The sequence below is a fragment of the Actinomycetota bacterium genome, assembly GCA_040754375.1.
Classification (GTDB): domain Bacteria; phylum Actinomycetota; class Acidimicrobiia; order Acidimicrobiales; family AC-14; genus JBFMCT01.
Genome location: JBFMCT010000016.1, coordinates 1 through 15,812, shown reverse-complemented (window position 1 = coordinate 15,812; position 15,812 = coordinate 1). Strand labels below are relative to the sequence as shown.

Genomic DNA, 15,812 nt, shown 5'->3' with positions numbered 1-15,812 from the left:
TGGGCGTTTTGCCCACGGTTCCCGCGCAGGTTTCGTCGAGGGGTCAGTCAGTGGCCGGTAGGGGCGGCCATGACGGTGGGGAGGTGGTGGCGCCAGCGGTCCTGGGCGGCGGCCAGCGCTAGGTCGACGAGGCCGTCGACGACCAGGCGATCGCCGCCCGCCACGCCGATCTGGGCCACGGGGACACCCGTGGGCTCGGCCGCGGCCTCCACCGCGCCCAGCCGGCCGGGGGCAACGCACGCCACCGCCCGCGAAGGAGCCTCGCTGAAGAGCTCACCGTGGCCGTCGACGCCCGCCACCTCGAACCCGACGCCGGAACGCACCGCCATCTCGGCCAGGGCCAGGCCCAGTCCCCCGTCGGCCACGTCGTGCAGGCCGTCCACCAGCCCTTCGGACGCCAACTGCCGCAGGAGCCCGCACACCGCCAGATGGCGCGCATAGTCGAGGGCAGGTAGCTCGCCCCCCCGATGCCCGTGCACCATGTCCGCCCACCGTGACCCGGCCAGCTCGCCGGTGCGTTCGCCGATTATCACGATGGTGGCGCCCTCGGTCAGGCCCACGCCCGGGGGGCGGCGGTCGAGCCGGTCGATGGTCCCGACCATCCCGATCACGGGGGTGGGGTCGATGTCCCGCCCACCCGACTCGTTGTAGAGGCTCACGTTGCCGCCCACCACGGGGACCTCCAGCGCCTGGCACGCCTCGGCCATGCCGTCGATGGCCTCCGAGAGCTGCCACATGACCTCAGGGTGCTCGGGGTTGCCGAAGTTCAGGCAGTTCACGACGGCCATGGGCCGCGCACCCACGCACGAGACGTTCATGGCCGCCTCGGCCACCAGCAGGGCCGTGCCGGCGCGCGGGTCGACCGCGCACCACCGGCTGTTGCTGTCGGTCGTCACGGCCAGCGCCCTCTCCGACCGGGGCAGGCCCGGGGCCTTCAGGCGCAGGACGGCGGCGTCGCCCCCCGGGCCCTCGACGGTGTTGAGGAAGAGCTGGTGGTCGTACTGGGACCACACCCACCGGGTATCGGCCACCATGGCCAGCAGGTCGGGCCCGCAGTCGGCCGGGGCCGCCAGGCCCGACGGGTCGTCGGCCCGGCGGGCCGCCAGGTCAGCGGGGGGAGCCAGCGGGCGGTTGTAGTTGGGGGCGTCCTCGTGCAGCGAGGCCGCGGGCACGTCGGCCAGCACGTCAGCCCCGGCTTCGGGCCCCGAGAGGACCCGCAACCGGCCCCCTTCGGTGACCCGGCCCACCACTGCGGCGTTGACCTCCCAGCGCCGGCATACGGCCAAGACGGCGTCGAGCGAGGACGGCTCGACGATGGCCAGCATGCGCTCTTGGGACTCGCTGGTCATGACCTCGGCCGGCACCATCCCCCGCTCCCGCAGGTGAACGGCCGACAGGTCGACATTCATGCCCATCCCCCCGCGCGAGGCCGTCTCGCTGGTGGCACAGCTCAGGCCCGCGCCTCCCAGGTCCTGGATGCCCGTCACCAGGCCGGCCTCGTACAGCTCCAGGCAGGCCTCGATCAGCCGCTTCTCCTCGAACGGGTCGCCCACCTGGACGCTCGGCCGCTTGGACGCGTCACCGTCGTCGCTGAAGCCGGCCGAGGCCAGGACACTGACCCCGCCGATGCCGTCGCGCCCGGTGGAGGAACCCAGCAGGACGGCCAGGTTGCCCTCGCCCGTGGCCTGGGCCAGCAGGACCCGGTCGGTTCGCAGCAGGCCCAGGCACATCACGTTGACCAGGGGGTTGTCGGCGAAGCACTCGCCCACCGCCACCTCCCCGCCCACCGTGGGGACACCGACGGAGTTGCCGTAGCCCGACACCCCGTCGACTATCCCTTCGAGGTGCCACCGGCTGCGGGGGTGGTCGAGGGGGCCGACGTGGAGGGAGTCGAGCACGGCCATGGGCCGCGCCCCCATGGTGAAGATGTCCCGCAGGATGCCCCCCACTCCCGTGGCCGCACCCTGGGCGGGTTCGATGGCCGACGGGTGGTTGTGGCTCTCGATGCGCACGGCCACGGCGATGCCGTCGCCGGCGTCGATGACCCCGGCGTTCTCCCCGGGGCCGACCAGCACCCACGGGGCCTTGGTCGGGAGCCGGCCCAGGTGGCGCCGCGACGACTTGTAGGAGCAGTGCTCCGACCACATGACGGCGTACATGGCCAGCTCGAGCTCGTTGGGGCTGCGCCCCAGGATGGACTCGATGGCGGCCAGTTCGTCGTCGGTCAGCCCGAGGGCGAGGTGAAGAGGGGCCGCGGGCCCCGTTGAGACGGCCACGGCCTCTCACCGTACCGGAACGGGCCCGGGCGGCCCGCCGCGTACGAACGCCAAAATGGCCCGCTGGCAGATCCTTGAAATCCCAGGCGGCACACGGCAGAATTGGAGTATGCCAGCGGCACACAAGAAGGTCCGTACCCCTATGTCGGATTCCCACAAGGCGGCTTTGGCCGAGGGACGTGAGCAGGGCCGGGCGGTGCGCAACTACCTCGAAGCCTTGGAGAGCAACAAACCCAAGCGGGGCCGCAAGCGCACCCCGCAATCCATGCAGAAGCGGCTTCTCGCCATCGAGGAGAAGATGGCCACGGCCGACCCCCTGAGCCGAGTCCTCCTCACCCAGGAGCGGATCGACATCCAGCGGGCGTTGGAAGCCGGCCCAGCCGGCGTCGACCTGGAAGTCCTCGAAGAAGCCTTCGTAGCCGCGGCCGGGCCCTACGGGCGGCGCAAGGGCATCACCTACAGCGCGTGGCGGGCCGCGGGCGTCAACCCGGCGGTGCTACGCCGGGCGGGAGTCAGCCGTTCGGGCGACGACCGTTGAGGCTGGGCCTTCGCCGGCCACCCAACCAGCCAGGCTCTCCCACAGGCGGAGCCCGTCGAGCGATCCGAGCGGGTCACAGGCCCGCTCCGGATGGGGCATCAGCCCGACGACGTTGCCCCCCTCATTGCAGATCCCGGCGATGTCGGCCACCGACCCATTGGGATTGTCCGTGTAGCGCAGCACGATGGCGTCGAGGTCCCGTAGTTGGGCGAGGACCTCCCGACCACATGTGTAGGAGCCCGAGAAGTGGTTTATGGGCAGATCGAGCCGTGTCCCCGGCGCGACCGACCGAGTAAGGGCCGAGCGGCTGGTCACGACCTCGGTCGTGACCGTCGTACACAGGAACTTCAGGCCCTGGTTCTGGCGCAGGGCCCCAGGTAGCAGCCCGGCCTCGGTCAGCACCTGGAAGCCGTTGCAGATCCCGACCACCGGCCCGCCATCGCGTGCGAAGGCGGCCACTGCGTCCATCACCGGGCTGAACCGGGCGATGGCCCCCGGTCGCAGGTAGTCGCCGTGGGCAAACCCACCAGGCAGCACCACGGCGTCGAGACCGGCAGCCAACGTGGGGTCGCCGTGCCAGAGCAGGCGGGCGTCCATACCGGCGGCGGCCGCGGCCTCGACTACGTCGTGTTCGCAGTTGGAGCCGGGGAAGACGACCACCCCGACCGTCTTCACGCCCGGGCCGCCTCGTCAAGGGCCTCGACGGCGATGTCGGCGTCCTCGATCACCGGGTTGGTGAGCAGGCGCTGGCACAGTTCGTCGACCTGGGCGCGGGCCTCGGCCTCACTCGCGGCCTCGATCGTGAAGCGCACGGCCTTGCCGATCCGCACGTCGCCCACGCCCTCGTAACCCAGCCCGGCCAGGGCCCTTTGGACCGTCGCCCCTTCGGGGTCGGCAATGCCCTCCCGGGGCTTGACTTCGACCATCACCGAGTACCTCACGCCGACGCTCCCGGCCACTCGGCCAGCGAGCGCCCGGTCACCCTCTCGTAGGAAGCCCGGTAACGGTCCCGGGTGGCCCGCACCACGTCGAAGGGCAGGAAGGGCGGGGGCGGCGACTTGTCCCACCCGCTCGTCTCCAGCCAGTCGCGCAGGGGCTGCTTGTCGAACGACGGAGGGGTCGAACCCGGCTCCCAGGTGTCCGCGTCCCAGAAGCGGGACGAGTCGGGGGTCAGCACCTCGTCGCACAGGCTGAGGCGGCCGTCGATGAAGCCCAGCTCGAACTTGGTGTCGGCCACGATGATCCCCCGCTCGGCGGCCAGGTCGGCGGCCCGCTGGTAGACGGCCAGGGATATGGACCGGGCCTGCTCGTAGACCTCGTCACCCACCAGCTTGGCCGCCTCGTCGGGCGAGAGGTTCTCGTCGTGGGCGCCCCCCTCGGCCTTGGTGGACGGGGTGAACAGCGGTTCGGGCAGCTTGGCCGCCTCGGCCAGGCCGGCCGGGACGGCGATCCCGTGCACAGTCCCCTGCTCGCGGTACTCCTTCCACGCCGACCCGGCGACGTACCCCCGCACGATGCACTCGATGGCCAGCATCTCGGCCCGGCGTACGACCATGACCCGGCCGTCGAGGTCGGCACCCAGCTCGGCCACGGCCTGCTCGGGGGGGACCGTCGAGACCAGGTGGTTAGGCACGATGTCGCGTACCTGATCGAGCCAGTAGACGGTCATGGCCGTCAGCACCCGGCCCTTGTCGGTGATCGGCTCGTGCATGACCACGTCGAACGCCGAGATCCGGTCGGACGTGACCATCAGCAGGCGGTCGTCGCCCAGGTCGTAGATGTCCCGGACCTTGCCACGGTGAACCAGAGGGAGCGTCATCGGTCCGAACGTTAGCGGCGGGCGGGCCGGGGGTCGGGTGGGACCAGAGCTGTCACAGGATGGGGGCGGGGCGGTAGGCCGCGGCCTCGGGGTGGCGGGCGGCCAGGTCGCGGGTGCGTTCGACGAAGGCCGCCACCTGGTCACGAGCCGCCCCGGTGAAAGCCAGCGGGTCGGCCACGATGGCGTCGAGGTCGGCCCGCGTCAGCCGCAACCGCTCGTCGCCCGCCAGCCGCTCGAACAGGTCGGCCCCACCGGACGAGGACGGCCCGGCGGCGGCCGCGGCCGCGGCGGTGGCGGTGGGCGGCCCGGCGGCTCCGCGGCGGGCCAGGGCGGCGGCCACCGCGTGCTCCTTGATCACCCGGTGGGCCTCCTCGCGGCCCACCCCGGCGCGCACGGCCGCCACCAGGGCGGTGGTGGTGGCCAGGAAGGGCAGCTCGCGGGCCAGGTCGCGCTCGATCACGGCCGGGAAGGGAGCCAGCTCGTCGAGCACCGTGAGGAACGCCTGGTAGAGGCCGTCGACGGCCATGAAAGCGCCCGGCAGGGCCACGCGGCGGACGACCGAGTCGGACACGTCGCCCTCGTTCCACTGGTGGCCGCTGATGGCCGTGACCATGGCCAGGTGGCCGCCGACCACCGCGGCCAGGCCGCAGATGCGCTCACACGTACGGGCGTTCATCTTGTGGGGCATGGCCGACGAGCCCACCTGGCCAGCCGAGAAGCCCTCGGTGACGAGGTCGAGGCCGGCCATGAGGCGCAGGGTGGTGGCCAGCGACGCCGGGGCGGAGGTCGCCTGGACGAGGGCCGACACCGCGTCGAAGTCGAGCGACCGGGGATAGACCTGGCCGGTCGACAGGAACGAACGCTCGAACCCCAAGTGGCGGGCCACGGCCTCCTGCAGGGCCCGGAGCCGTTCAGGGCTCCCGCCCAGCAGGGCCAACTGGTCCTGGGCGGTGCCCACCGGGCCGGTGAGGCCCCGGAGCGGGTAGCGGTCGATCAGGTCCTGGAGACGGTCGAAGGCCACCAGCAGTTCGTCCCCGGCCGTGGCCCACCGTTTTCCGAGAGTCGTGACCTGGGCGGCCACGTTGTGGGTCCGCCCGACGACGGCCAGGGTGGCGTGCTCGGCGGCCAGCTCGCCCAGGCGCACGAGGGCCGAGACCATCCGGTCGCGTACCAGCACCAGGGCGCTGCGCACCTGGAGCTGCTCGACGTTCTCGGTCAGGTCGCGCGACGTCATGGCCTTGTGGACGTGCTCGTGGCCGGCCAGGGCGCAGAACTCGTCGATCCGGGCCTTCACGTCATGGCGGGTGACCCGCTCCCGGGCCTCGATCGAAGCCAGGTCGACATGGTCGACGACGGCCTCGTAGTCCTCCACCACCCCGTCGGGGACGTCCACCCCGAGGTCGCGCTGAGCCCGGAGCACAGCCAGCCACAGCCGCCGTTCGAGCACGACCTTGTGCCGGGGCGACCACAGCAGGGCCATCTCGGCCGAGGCGTACCGGGCCGCTAGGACGTCGGGGACGATGTCGGGAACGGTCCCCCCGCCCGGACCTGTCGCGCTCACGGGCGGGGCCCGTGGTCCCGGGCGACAAGTACGGTCAACGGCCGGCCGCCCGCCGTTCGTCGAGGCGGGTGGCGATCTCGGGGTCGGTGATGGCCATCATCTGGGCCACCAGGAGAGCGGCGTTGACCGAGCCGTCGATGGCCACCGTGGCCACCGGGATGCCCCGGGGCATCTGCACGGTGGCGTAGAGGGCGTCGACACCGTTCAGGGCGCTGCCGGACAGCGGTACGCCGACGACCGGCAGGGTCGTATTAGCGGCCACCGCTCCGGCCAGGTGGGCGGCCATGCCCGCCCCGCAGATGAGAGCGCCGTAGCCGTTGGCCCGGGCCGACCGGGCGAACTCGGCCACCTGGGCCGGGGTGCGGTGGGCCGACATGACGTGCTCGGTGGCCTCGATCCCCATCTCGGCCAGGGTGGCCACCGCTCCGGCCATCTTGTCGCGGTCGTTGGGCGAACCCATCAGCACGGCGACCTTCAACTAACCGACCTCCCCTGTGGCGGCCGCGGCGGCGATGTCGCGGCGGAACTGGACACCGGGCCACGAGATGAGCCCGGCCGCTTCGTAGGCCCGGGCCCGGGCCTCGGTCAGGTCCCGGCCCAGGGCGGTGACGTTCAACACCCGCCCCCCAGCCGTGACCAAGCCCTCGCCCCCGTCGGCCGGGCCGCCTGGGCCGCCACCGGTAGCCCCCCCGGTCCCGGCACGGGTGACCCCGGCGTAGAACACGCTCACGCCGGGCACGGCCGCGGCGGCCTCCAGGCCGGCGATGGGGTCACCGGTGCGGGGCGCCGACGGGTAACCACCGGCGGCCAGCACGACGGTCACGGCTGCCCGCTCGTCCCACACCGGCGCCGTGCGCAGGTCACCGTGAGCCGCCTCGGCCAGAAGTTCGGCGAGGTCGCCGGTGTAGCGGGGCAGCACGACCTGGGTCTCGGGGTCGCCGAAGCGCACGTTGTACTCCAGCACCTTGGGGCCGTCGGGCGTGAGCATGAGCCCGCAGTACAGCACACCCCGGTAGTCGGTCCCCTGGGCCCCGAGCGCGGCCAGGGTGGGCCCGACGGCCCGTTCCATGACCTCGTCGACCAGGTCCTTGCCCGCTCCCGGGACGGGCGAGTAGGCCCCCATGCCGCCGGTGTTGGGCCCGGCATCGCCGTCGAGCAGGCGCTTGAAGTCTTGCGCCGGCTCGAGGGGGACGGCCCGCTGCCCGTCGCACACGCACAACAGGGAGACCTCGGGCCCCGACAGTCCCTCCTCGACGACCACCCGCCGGCCGGCCTCGCCGAAGGCCGCGCCGCTCAGCTTGGCCTCGATGTCGGCCTCGGCCTCGGCGAGCGACGAGGTCACCAGCACGCCCTTGCCGGCGGCCAGGCCGTCGGTCTTGACGACCCAGGGCGGCGGGAGAGAGCGCAGGAGCTCGATGGCCGGGCCGGCCTCGGTGAACACCCCGTAGCGGGCCGTCGGTACCCCCGCCGATGCCAGGAGCTGCTTCATCCACGCCTTGGACCCCTCCAGCCGGGCGCCGTCGGCCCCCGGCCCGAACACCGCCTTGCCCTGGGCCCGCAGGCGGTCGGCCAGGCCGTCGACCAGGGGCACCTCAGGGCCGATGACGAACAGGTCGGCATCGATCTCGGTGGGCGGCCGGGGGGTCGATCCCGGTATGCCGGCGTTGCCGGGCGTGACCACGACGTGGTGGCCAGGGCGGGCCAGGGCGCCGGCCAGAGCGTGCTCCCGGCCGCCCCCGCCGACCACGCACACTCGCATCAGAGCACCAGGACGCCGGGGCCCACGCCCCAGCCGTCCTCCCCCTCGTCGTCGTCGAAGTCGCCGTGGCCGTGGCCGTGGCCGTCGTGGCTGAGCGGGACCATGGGCGTGCGGATGAACTGGTCGCGCTCGGGCCCGACACCCACCATCGTGATGGGCACGCCCACCTGGCGGGCCAGGAAGTAGACGTAGTCCTGGGCCGGGGCCGGGAGCTGGTCCCAGTCGGTGAAAGCCGTGAGGTCGACGTTCCACCCCGGCAGTTCCTCGTAGATGGGCTTGACCTTGTGCAGGACTGACTGGTGGTAGGGCATGTGGTCGAAGCGCTGGCCGTCGGCCTCGTAGCCGACGCACACCCGCACGGTGTCGAAGGAGTCGAGCACGTCGAGCTTGGTCAGCGAGATCTCGGTCAGCGAGTTGAGCCGGGCCGCCTGGCGAAGCATCACCGCGTCGAACCACCCGGGACGGCGCTGGCGCCCGGTGACCGTGCCGAACTCGCGTCCCCGGTCGACGAACGTGTCGGCCAGCTCGCCGTCGAGCTCGGTGGGGAACGGTCCCGACCCGACCCGGGTTACGTAAGCCTTGGCGATGCCGATCACCCGGTCGATGGCGCCCGGGCCCACGCCCGCCCCGATGCACGCCCCCCCGGCCACCGGGTTGGACGACGTGACAAATGGATAGGTGCCGTGGTCGAGGTCCAAGAAGGTGGCCTGAGCCCCCTCGAAGAGCACGTTGGCCCCGGCGTCGAGGGCGTCGTGGACGAGGCCCACGGTGTCGTCGATCATGGGCGCCAGCCGGGGGGCCAGCTCGCCCAGGTAGCGGTCGGCGATCTCGTCGGCCGACAGGGCCAGGCGGTTGTAGACCTTGGCCAAGACGAGGTTCTTCTCTTTGAGGACCACCTCGAGCTTCTCGCGGAAGATCTTGGGGTCGAGCAGGTCCTGTACCCGCAGCCCGACCCGGGCCGCCTTGTCGGCGTAGGCCGGGCCGATGCCCCGCTTGGTCGTGCCCAGCTTGTTCTTGCCCAGGTGACGCTCGGTGAGGCGGTCGAGCTCGAGGTGGTAGGGCATGATCAGGTGGGCGTTGCCGCTCACCCGCAACCGGCTGGTGTCGACACCCCGGGAGGCGAGCATGTCGAGCTCTTCGAGAAGGACCCCGGGCTCGACGACGACCCCGTTGCCGATCACGGCCGTCACCCACGGGTAGAGGATGCCGCTGGGCACAAGCTGGAGGGCGAAGCGCTCCTCGCCCACGACGATGGTGTGACCGGCATTGTGGCCGCCCTGGTAGCGGACGACCATCTGCATCTCTTTGGCTAGTAGGTCAGTGACCTTGCCCTTGCCCTCGTCGCCCCATTGGGTGCCCACTACCACTGTTCCGGGCACGCGCGACTCCTCCAGACGTGCACTGCTGCGGTCCGGTCAGTGTAGCTCCGGCGGGACCGGGGGACGGGGAATTACGTCCACCAGCCGGTAGATGGGGGGACGGCCTTGGGCTCCGGCCGTGCACGTGAGCAGCCGGGGCGCACCGGCGTCGACGGCCACGCGAACCTCCACCTCCTCGGGCCCGCCGCCCACGGTGAACCGGGCGTGGACTTCGCCGGTGCCCCCCTCCCGGTGCCACCCCTGGAGGGCCACGGCTTCGACACCCATTTCGCCCGTCTCCCGGCGCAGGAACGCCTCGGCCGCCTGCACGGCGAACGGGTCGCCGGCCCGGCCCCGGTAGTGGTCCAGGTCGATGCGCCCGGCCTCGTAGGCGGCCACGGCGGCGGCCGCCTCCTCGGGGCCCAGCCTCCCGAAGTAGAGGCCGTGGGGCAGGCAGATGAGGTTGGCCGCGAAGCGGTCGCCGCCGATGTGGGAGCACTCCCAGACCTGCCCCGGGCGCCCGGCGGCCGAGAGGGAACGGGCCACCGGGCGGCCCAGGCGCGCACAGCAGGGGTCGTGGCGGCCGTTGGTGCACACCAGATAGAGGGGCCGTGGCCAGGGCCGGCCGAAGCCCGCGGGCTCGGGGCGGGTGAAGGCGGCCAGGTCGACGCCCGCCAAGTCCCGGGGATGGTCGAGCACGCGGTGCTCGGTCCACGGGCGGGCGCGCCCTGAGTGGCAGGCGAAGGCGTGCCGTCCCTCCTCCAGGTGGCGGTCGGTACGGCGGAGCAGGACGATGCGGGCCCCGTGGGCGCGGGCCGCGGGCACCAGGGCGCGGGCCAGCCTCCGGGGGAACCGGCTCTCGAACAGGGCGTCTGGGCCCCAGGCTCCGGGCTGTTCGACCAGCAGCCAGCCTCGGACCAGCGAAGCCGTCCCCGCCACCGGCTCGTCCAGGGCCGCCGAGGTGTCGGCGCAGGGGTCAGCCACCGCCGGGGACGATCTCCAGTACCCCTTCGAGCACGAGGCGGCGGACCAGCACGCGGCGGCTGGCTTCGTCCACCATGTCAGCCAGGTCGCCGAGGGCGAACGTGTCCCCCGCGGTCACCCGGGCCAGCACCGGGGACAGGGCGGCGGGCATGCGCAGCGTCCGTTGCCCGACCCTCATCTCGACCTTCTCCGGGCCGGTCGAGAGGTGGCAGACGGCGGTCGGGCGCGGGCGCAGGCGGGTGGTGTCGTCGAGGCCGTCGAGGGCGAGGACCTGGGCGAGCTGGCCGGTGAGCACCGGTGGGCGCCCCGCCCAGAAGCGCTGGACCGTGCGGGCGGCCACCGCGTCGGTGTCGAAGGAAGCGAGGCTCTTGGCCACGGCGTCCAGGGCCTCGCGGGCCCCGGCGGCCAGCGCCCGCTCGTCGTGGGCCCAGCCCGGCGGCAGCGACCGCCGCAGTTCGGGTTCGTCGGCCGTGGCCGCCAGGGCGGCGTGGACGACGTCGTGCCACGTCTGGGCGTGCACCCCCACCGTGAGGTGGGCCGACACGCCCTCCTGGGCGGTGGCCGAGTGCAGGAAGCCGCGCGGCACGTAGAGGCAGTCCCCGGCGGCCACGTGGGGGGCGGCGATGGCCGGGCCCGCGGCCTGGCGGCGCGTGGACCAGGGTTGGCTGGGCAGCGGGTCGGGCCACACCGGCGGGTGGACGGACCACGACTTGGTCCCCGCCAGTTGCAGGACGAACACGTCGTGGGTGTCGTAGTGCACATCCAGGCCCCGCGACCCCGCAGGGGTGACGTAGGCGTTGACCTGGACGGGGAAGGTCAGCTCGTGCTCGAGGGAGCGGCAGAAGCTGGCCAGCGGGGGCCAGGACCGCTGGAGCCCCTGGAGGACGATGGTGGCCCCGGCCGCGAACTCCTGGAGCACGAGGCGGGGGTCGCCCACGCCCGGCACGTCCCGGCCGCCCACCCGGGCCGAGCGGGAGTAGCGCGCCGGGTCGACCGGCTTGCCGTCGCGGACCAGCCGGAAGGTCGGGGACCGGGCAAAGGACGACGACACCAGCCGGTCGACGTCGTCGAGGGACAACAGGTCGGCGAACGCCGCCTGGTCAGCGCCCTCGACATGCAGCGGCGACTGGGCCCAGTGGTGGTCGAGGAACGCCTGGGTGTCGCCCACGCACCGGCTCAGCGCCGGCCATCGCCCTGTCAGCTGTCGGTGCCGTCCGAGTCGGCGTCGGTGCCGTCGGAGTCGCTGTCGCTGTCGTCCGAGTCCGAGTCGGTGCCGTCGGAGTCACTGTCGCGGTCGTCCGAGTCAGCGGTGTCAGCCGCGTCGGTGGTGTCGGTCGCGTCGGTGGTGTCCGTCGCGTCGGTCGTGCCTGCGTCGGTGCCGTCGGCGTCGCTGTCGGTGCCGTCGGCGTCGCTGTCGGTGGCGTCGGGGTCAGCCGAGAGCGTCGGGGACGGCCCCCCGACGGCCTCGATGTCGTCATCGGTCAGGCCGGTGATGATGTCCGTCATTTTCTGACTCTAAACCCTCAAGTCGGCGCGTGGTGCGGCCGATAGATAGGTATGCGGCTCCCGCCCGCCGCAGGGAGAGCGGGGGGCCGAGCTAAGGCCAGGGACGGCGCTTTCCGCCGGGCGACCGTCCCCGCTGCTCGGCCCCCGCCTCCCACTTTCTCCCCGGCGGCCCTCGGTGTCCCCCCGCCGCAGGGCCGCGCCCGAGCGAAAGTCGCCCTCAAGTCCGGCCCGCCTCCCGTCGATGATCTTCAACGCGGCCCCGTGGCCGCACGGAAGGCAGGGGCCCGAGCTCAAGGCCAGGACAGCCCCTCGGGTGACGTCCCCGCCGCTCGGCCCCGCCTTCCGGTACCTTGGTCTCATGGCGGCCGTGACGGTTTTCGTCGATGACGCGGTGAGAGGCGACTTCCCGAGGGTCTGCGCCCGGTCCGGCCAGCCCACCGACCAGATCGTGATCTTCCGGCGCCAGATGGGCGGCATCAGCCCGGCCATGCTGCTGCTCGTCTTCCTCGGCCCGGTCGGCTGGGTCGTGCTCGTGGGCTTCGCCCTGTTCTCCCGCACGGAAACGCTCACCGTCCGCCTGCCCTACGCCCCTCAGGCCTGGCGGCTCGACCGCCGGCTGCGGGGCGCGTCGCTGACGGTCGGGGTCATCGGGGTAGCCGCCCTGGTGGCCAGCTTCGGTTTCGTCCCCCTCGGGCAGGGGACCGGCTGGCTGGCCACCGGGTTGGCCGCCCTCGCCATAGCGGCCGCCATCGAGATCGGCCGGCGCTTCGACGACCCCCGCCTGGACCTCGACGCCTCCCGCCGCTGGGTCACGCTCACCAACGTGCACCCCGCGTTCGTCGAGGCCACCCTGGCCCGGGTGAGCCGGTACACCTCACACTGAACCGGTGTCCTAACGTGCCAGCAACGGCCCGTTTCGCACACACCGGTTCGCCGGCGGCTCGGCGGACCGGGCACGCCGGTCACTTCAGGACGAGGTCGTCGCCCGCCACCTCGACGCGCACGGTGTCGCCCTCGGAGTAATAACCGGCCAGCAGCTCCAGGGCCAGGGGGTCGGCGATCTCCCGCTGGATCACCCGCTTGAGGGGGCGGGCGCCGTAGGCGGGGTCGTAGCCCTTGGCCGCCAGCAGCGAAGCGGCCTCGTCGCTGACCTCCAGGGCTAGGCGCCGGACGGCCAGGCGGTCCCGGAGCTGGCGTAGCTGGATGTGCACGATCTGTTCGATGTCGTCCCGCCCGAGCTGGCGGAACTGCACGATCTCGTCGATCCGGTTGAGGAACTCGGGACGGAAGAAGCTCTCGGGGCTGACGGCCAGGTTGGACGTCATGATCAGGACCACGTTGGTGAAGTCGACCGTCCGGCCCTGGCCATCGGTGAGGCGCCCGTCGTCGAGCACCTGGAGCAGCACGTTGAACACCTCGTGGTGGGCCTTCTCGATCTCGTCGAGAAGCACCACGGCGTAAGGCCGGCGGCGGACCGCCTCGGTGAGCTGGCCCCCCTCGTCGTAGCCGACGTAGCCCGGGGGTGCCCCGACGAGGCGGGACACGGTGTGCTTTTCCTGGTACTCGCTCATGTCGATGCGGACCATGGCCCGCTCGTCGTCGAACAGGAACTCGGCCAGCGCCCGGGCCAGCTCGGTCTTGCCCACCCCGGTGGGGCCCAGGAACAGGAACGAGCCGATGGGCCGGTGGGGGTCGGACAGGCCGCTGCGGGACCGGCGGATGGCGTTGGCCACGGCCGAGACGGCGGCGTCCTGGCCGATGACCCGCTCGTGCAGCTTGTCCTCCATACGGATGAGCTTCTGGACCTCGCCCTCCATGAGGCGGGCCACGGGGACGCCCGTCCAGCGGCTCACGACCTCGGCCACGTCCTCGGCGTCGACCTCCTCCTTGAGCATCTTCTGGTTGGCCTGGAGGGCGGCCAGGGCCGCGCTGGCCTCGTCCACCTTTCGCATGAGGTCGGGGAGCTCACCGAAGCGCACCGAGGCGGCCTTCTCCAGGTCGCCCTCGCGTTCGTAGCGCTCGACGTCGGCCCGCTTGTTCTCCAGTTCCTCCTTGAGGGCGCGGATGCGACCGATGGCGTCCTTCTCGGACTGCCAGTGGGCCTTCATGGCGTCGGTCTGCTCCCGCAGGTTGGCCAGCTCAACGTCGAGGGCGCCGAGGCGTTCGGCACTGGCCGTGTCGGTCTCTTTGGCCAGGGCCACCCGCTCGATCTCCAACTGGCGGATGCGGCGCTCGACCACGTCGATCTCGGTCGGCAGCGAGTCGATCTCGATGCGCAGGCGGCTGGCGGCCTCGTCGACGAGGTCGATGGCCTTGTCGGGCAGGAACCGTCCCGTCAGGTAGCGGTTGGACAGCACGGCCGCGGCTACCAGGGCGGCGTCTTGGATGCGGACGCCGTGGTGCACCTCGTAGCGCTCCTTGAGGCCCCGGAGGATGGCTATGGAGTCCTCCACGGAGGGCTCGCCCACGTGGACGGGCTGGAACCGCCGTTCGAGGGCCGCGTCCTTTTCGACGTGCTTGCGGTACTCGTCGAGGGTCGTGGCCCCGATCATGCGCAGTTCGCCCCGGGCCAGCATGGGCTTGAGCATGTTGGAGGCGTCCATGGCGCCTTCGGCAGCCCCGGCGCCGACGACCGTGTGCATCTCGTCGATGAAGGTGATGACCTCGCCCTGGGAGTCGACGATCTCCTTGAGGACGGCCTTGAGCCGTTCCTCGAACTCGCCCCGGTACTTGGACCCGGCGACCATGGAACCCAGGTCGAGGGCTATGACCCGCTTGCCCTTGAGACCCTCGGGCACGTCGTGCTCGACGATGCGCCGGGCCAGGCCCTCGACGATGGCCGTCTTGCCGACCCCCGGTTCGCCGATGAGGACGGGGTTGTTCTTGGTGCGCCGGGAGAGCACCTGGATCACCCGGCGGATCTCCTCGTCGCGCCCGATGACCGGGTCGAGCTTCTGCTGGCGGGCCGCTTCGGTCAGATCGCGCCCGAACCGCTCGAGGGCTGCGTAGGTCGACTCCGGGTTCTGGCTCGTTACCCGGTGACTGCCCCGGACCTCGCGCAGCACGTTGAGCAGGTCCTCACGAGTCACCCCGATGCGCTCGGCCATGGCCAGCAACAGGTGCTCGGTCGAGATGTACTCGTCGTGCAGGCCCTCGCGTTCTTGGTCGGCCTGGTTGAGCAGGTCCCGGGTCTCCCGGGAGATCTGGGGGTCGGCGCCCCCGTAGGCCCGCCCCAGCTTGGCCAGGGCGTCCTCCACCTTGTTGCGCAACGTGGGGGGCGAGACGCCGGCCCGCTGGAGGGTGGGGAGCACGACCCCCGCTTCTTGGCCGAGCAGGGCCGACAGCACGTGGTCGGGCGTGACCTCGGGGTGGCTGCGCTGGCGGGCCAGTTCGACGGCCGCCTGTACGGCCTCTTGGGTCTTCAGGGTCCAGCGGTTGGGGTCCAGTGCCATCTACGTTGCCCTCGCTCTTAGGAAACTTGCCAACACCGGAATCAACTTTGGCCGGGTCCTAATGCTTCCCCGTTATTCGCCATCCCGGTCGGGTTCGGTGGCCGCCGCCCGCTCGGCCTCGGCCGCCCGCAGTGACTGCACCATCGGGTCGTCGGGATCGGGCTCGAACAGCTTGGACAGCAAGCGCTTAGGAGGCGGCGGGAGGAAGTCGTCCGAGGGGGCTCGGGTCACCGCCGGCTCCGGCGGTGGCGGGGTCGAGAACTCCTCGTCGATGAGCTCCTTCAGCCAGACCGACTCGTCGGCGGCCGCGGCCAGCGCCTCTCTCGGGATGACCAGGTCCTCGTCGAGCAGGTCGTCGAAAGCCCCCGGTTGCCCGACCGGCTCCTCGTCGAACCACAGCTCCTCGGGCCCGAACGTCTCCACCGGTCCCGCCCGCCCCGGGCCGGCGGGTCCCGGCGCGGCAGCCGGCAGGGGGGGTTTCGGGGGGGTGGAGGCCGGCCCTGGCTGGGGCGCGGGGCCCGCGCCGGGCGGCGGGGCGGCGGGCGGGCCAGGCGCCGGA

At 72.3% G+C, this 15,812-nt stretch carries 14 protein-coding genes and 1 pseudogene; 2 read left to right on the top strand and 13 right to left on the bottom strand.

Translation table 11 applies throughout. The features are described from left to right. Window positions 1-47: 47 nt before the first annotated feature. Window positions 48-2,276: a phosphoribosylformylglycinamidine synthase subunit PurL gene (gene purL / locus AB1673_08780; GenBank protein ID MEW6154065.1), complete on the bottom strand. Its 2,229-nt coding sequence runs from the start codon at window positions 2,274-2,276 to the stop codon at window positions 48-50. A 142-nt stretch (window positions 2,277-2,418) separates the two neighbouring features. On the opposite strand from purL, the gene AB1673_08775 reads away from it, so the two are divergent. Further along, window positions 2,419-2,814: a hypothetical protein gene (locus AB1673_08775; GenBank protein ID MEW6154064.1), complete on the top strand. Its 396-nt coding sequence runs from the start codon at window positions 2,419-2,421 to the stop codon at window positions 2,812-2,814. Here AB1673_08775 and purQ read toward each other — a convergent pair. The 10 genes and pseudogenes from purQ to AB1673_08725 all read right to left on the bottom strand — a co-directional run bounded on the left by purQ (window position 2,773) and on the right by AB1673_08725 (window position 11,801). Continuing rightward, the gene (purQ, locus tag AB1673_08770) at window positions 2,773-3,489 is read right to left on the bottom strand and encodes a phosphoribosylformylglycinamidine synthase subunit PurQ (protein ID MEW6154063.1); all 717 of its coding nucleotides are present in this window, start codon (window positions 3,487-3,489) and stop codon (window positions 2,773-2,775) included. The genes AB1673_08775 and purQ overlap by 42 nt on opposite strands. Next, window positions 3,486-3,740: a phosphoribosylformylglycinamidine synthase subunit PurS gene (purS, locus tag AB1673_08765; GenBank protein ID MEW6154062.1), complete on the bottom strand. Its 255-nt coding sequence runs from the start codon at window positions 3,738-3,740 to the stop codon at window positions 3,486-3,488. Before purS ends, purQ begins: the two co-directional genes overlap by 4 nt. Before the next feature lie 11 nt (window positions 3,741-3,751). After that, window positions 3,752-4,633 carry a phosphoribosylaminoimidazolesuccinocarboxamide synthase gene (locus AB1673_08760; GenBank protein ID MEW6154061.1) on the bottom strand — a complete coding sequence of 294 codons (882 nt, stop codon included), beginning with the start codon at window positions 4,631-4,633 and terminating at the stop codon, window positions 3,752-3,754. A 52-nt stretch (window positions 4,634-4,685) separates the two neighbouring features. Further along, complete coding sequence (gene purB / locus AB1673_08755) at window positions 4,686-6,194, bottom strand: adenylosuccinate lyase (protein MEW6154060.1); 1,509 nt, start codon at window positions 6,192-6,194, stop codon at window positions 4,686-4,688. Between the two features lie 34 nt (window positions 6,195-6,228). Further along, window positions 6,229-6,672 (bottom strand): 5-(carboxyamino)imidazole ribonucleotide mutase, encoded by a 444-nt coding sequence (gene purE / locus AB1673_08750; protein ID MEW6154059.1) that lies wholly within the window; start codon window positions 6,670-6,672, stop codon window positions 6,229-6,231. Beyond that, window positions 6,673-7,953: a phosphoribosylamine--glycine ligase gene (purD, locus tag AB1673_08745; GenBank protein MEW6154058.1), complete on the bottom strand. Its 1,281-nt coding sequence runs from the start codon at window positions 7,951-7,953 to the stop codon at window positions 6,673-6,675. Window positions 7,954-8,072: 119 nt separating this feature from the next. Continuing rightward, a pseudogene (locus tag AB1673_08740) lies at window positions 8,073-9,332 on the bottom strand (adenylosuccinate synthase). 36 nt (window positions 9,333-9,368) lie between these two features. Next, the gene (locus AB1673_08735) at window positions 9,369-10,295 is read right to left on the bottom strand and encodes a sucrase ferredoxin (GenBank protein ID MEW6154057.1); all 927 of its coding nucleotides are present in this window, start codon (window positions 10,293-10,295) and stop codon (window positions 9,369-9,371) included. After that, window positions 10,288-11,463, bottom strand: a complete 1,176-nt coding sequence (locus tag AB1673_08730) for a cupin domain-containing protein (GenBank protein ID MEW6154056.1) — start codon at window positions 11,461-11,463, stop codon at window positions 10,288-10,290. The genes AB1673_08735 and AB1673_08730 overlap by 8 nt, the downstream gene beginning before the upstream one ends. Before the next feature lie 29 nt (window positions 11,464-11,492). Beyond that, a complete protein-coding gene (locus AB1673_08725) occupies window positions 11,493-11,801 on the bottom strand; it encodes a hypothetical protein (protein MEW6154055.1) in 309 nt (102 codons plus the stop codon). A 358-nt stretch (window positions 11,802-12,159) separates the two neighbouring features. Between AB1673_08725 and AB1673_08720 the strand changes: the two genes are divergently transcribed. Next, a complete protein-coding gene (locus AB1673_08720; protein MEW6154054.1) occupies window positions 12,160-12,684 on the top strand; it encodes a hypothetical protein in 525 nt (174 codons plus the stop codon). Between the two features lie 79 nt (window positions 12,685-12,763). On the opposite strand, the gene AB1673_08715 is transcribed toward AB1673_08720, so the two are convergent. Both AB1673_08715 and AB1673_08710 read right to left on the bottom strand, forming a co-directional pair. Continuing rightward, entirely contained in the window at window positions 12,764-15,253 is a 2,490-nt protein-coding gene (locus AB1673_08715; GenBank protein MEW6154053.1) for an AAA family ATPase, read from the bottom strand. Window positions 15,254-15,325: 72 nt separating this feature from the next. Beyond that, the gene (locus AB1673_08710) at window positions 15,326-15,676 is read right to left on the bottom strand and encodes a hypothetical protein (GenBank protein MEW6154052.1); all 351 of its coding nucleotides are present in this window, start codon (window positions 15,674-15,676) and stop codon (window positions 15,326-15,328) included. Between the last annotated feature and the right edge of the window lie 136 nt (window positions 15,677-15,812).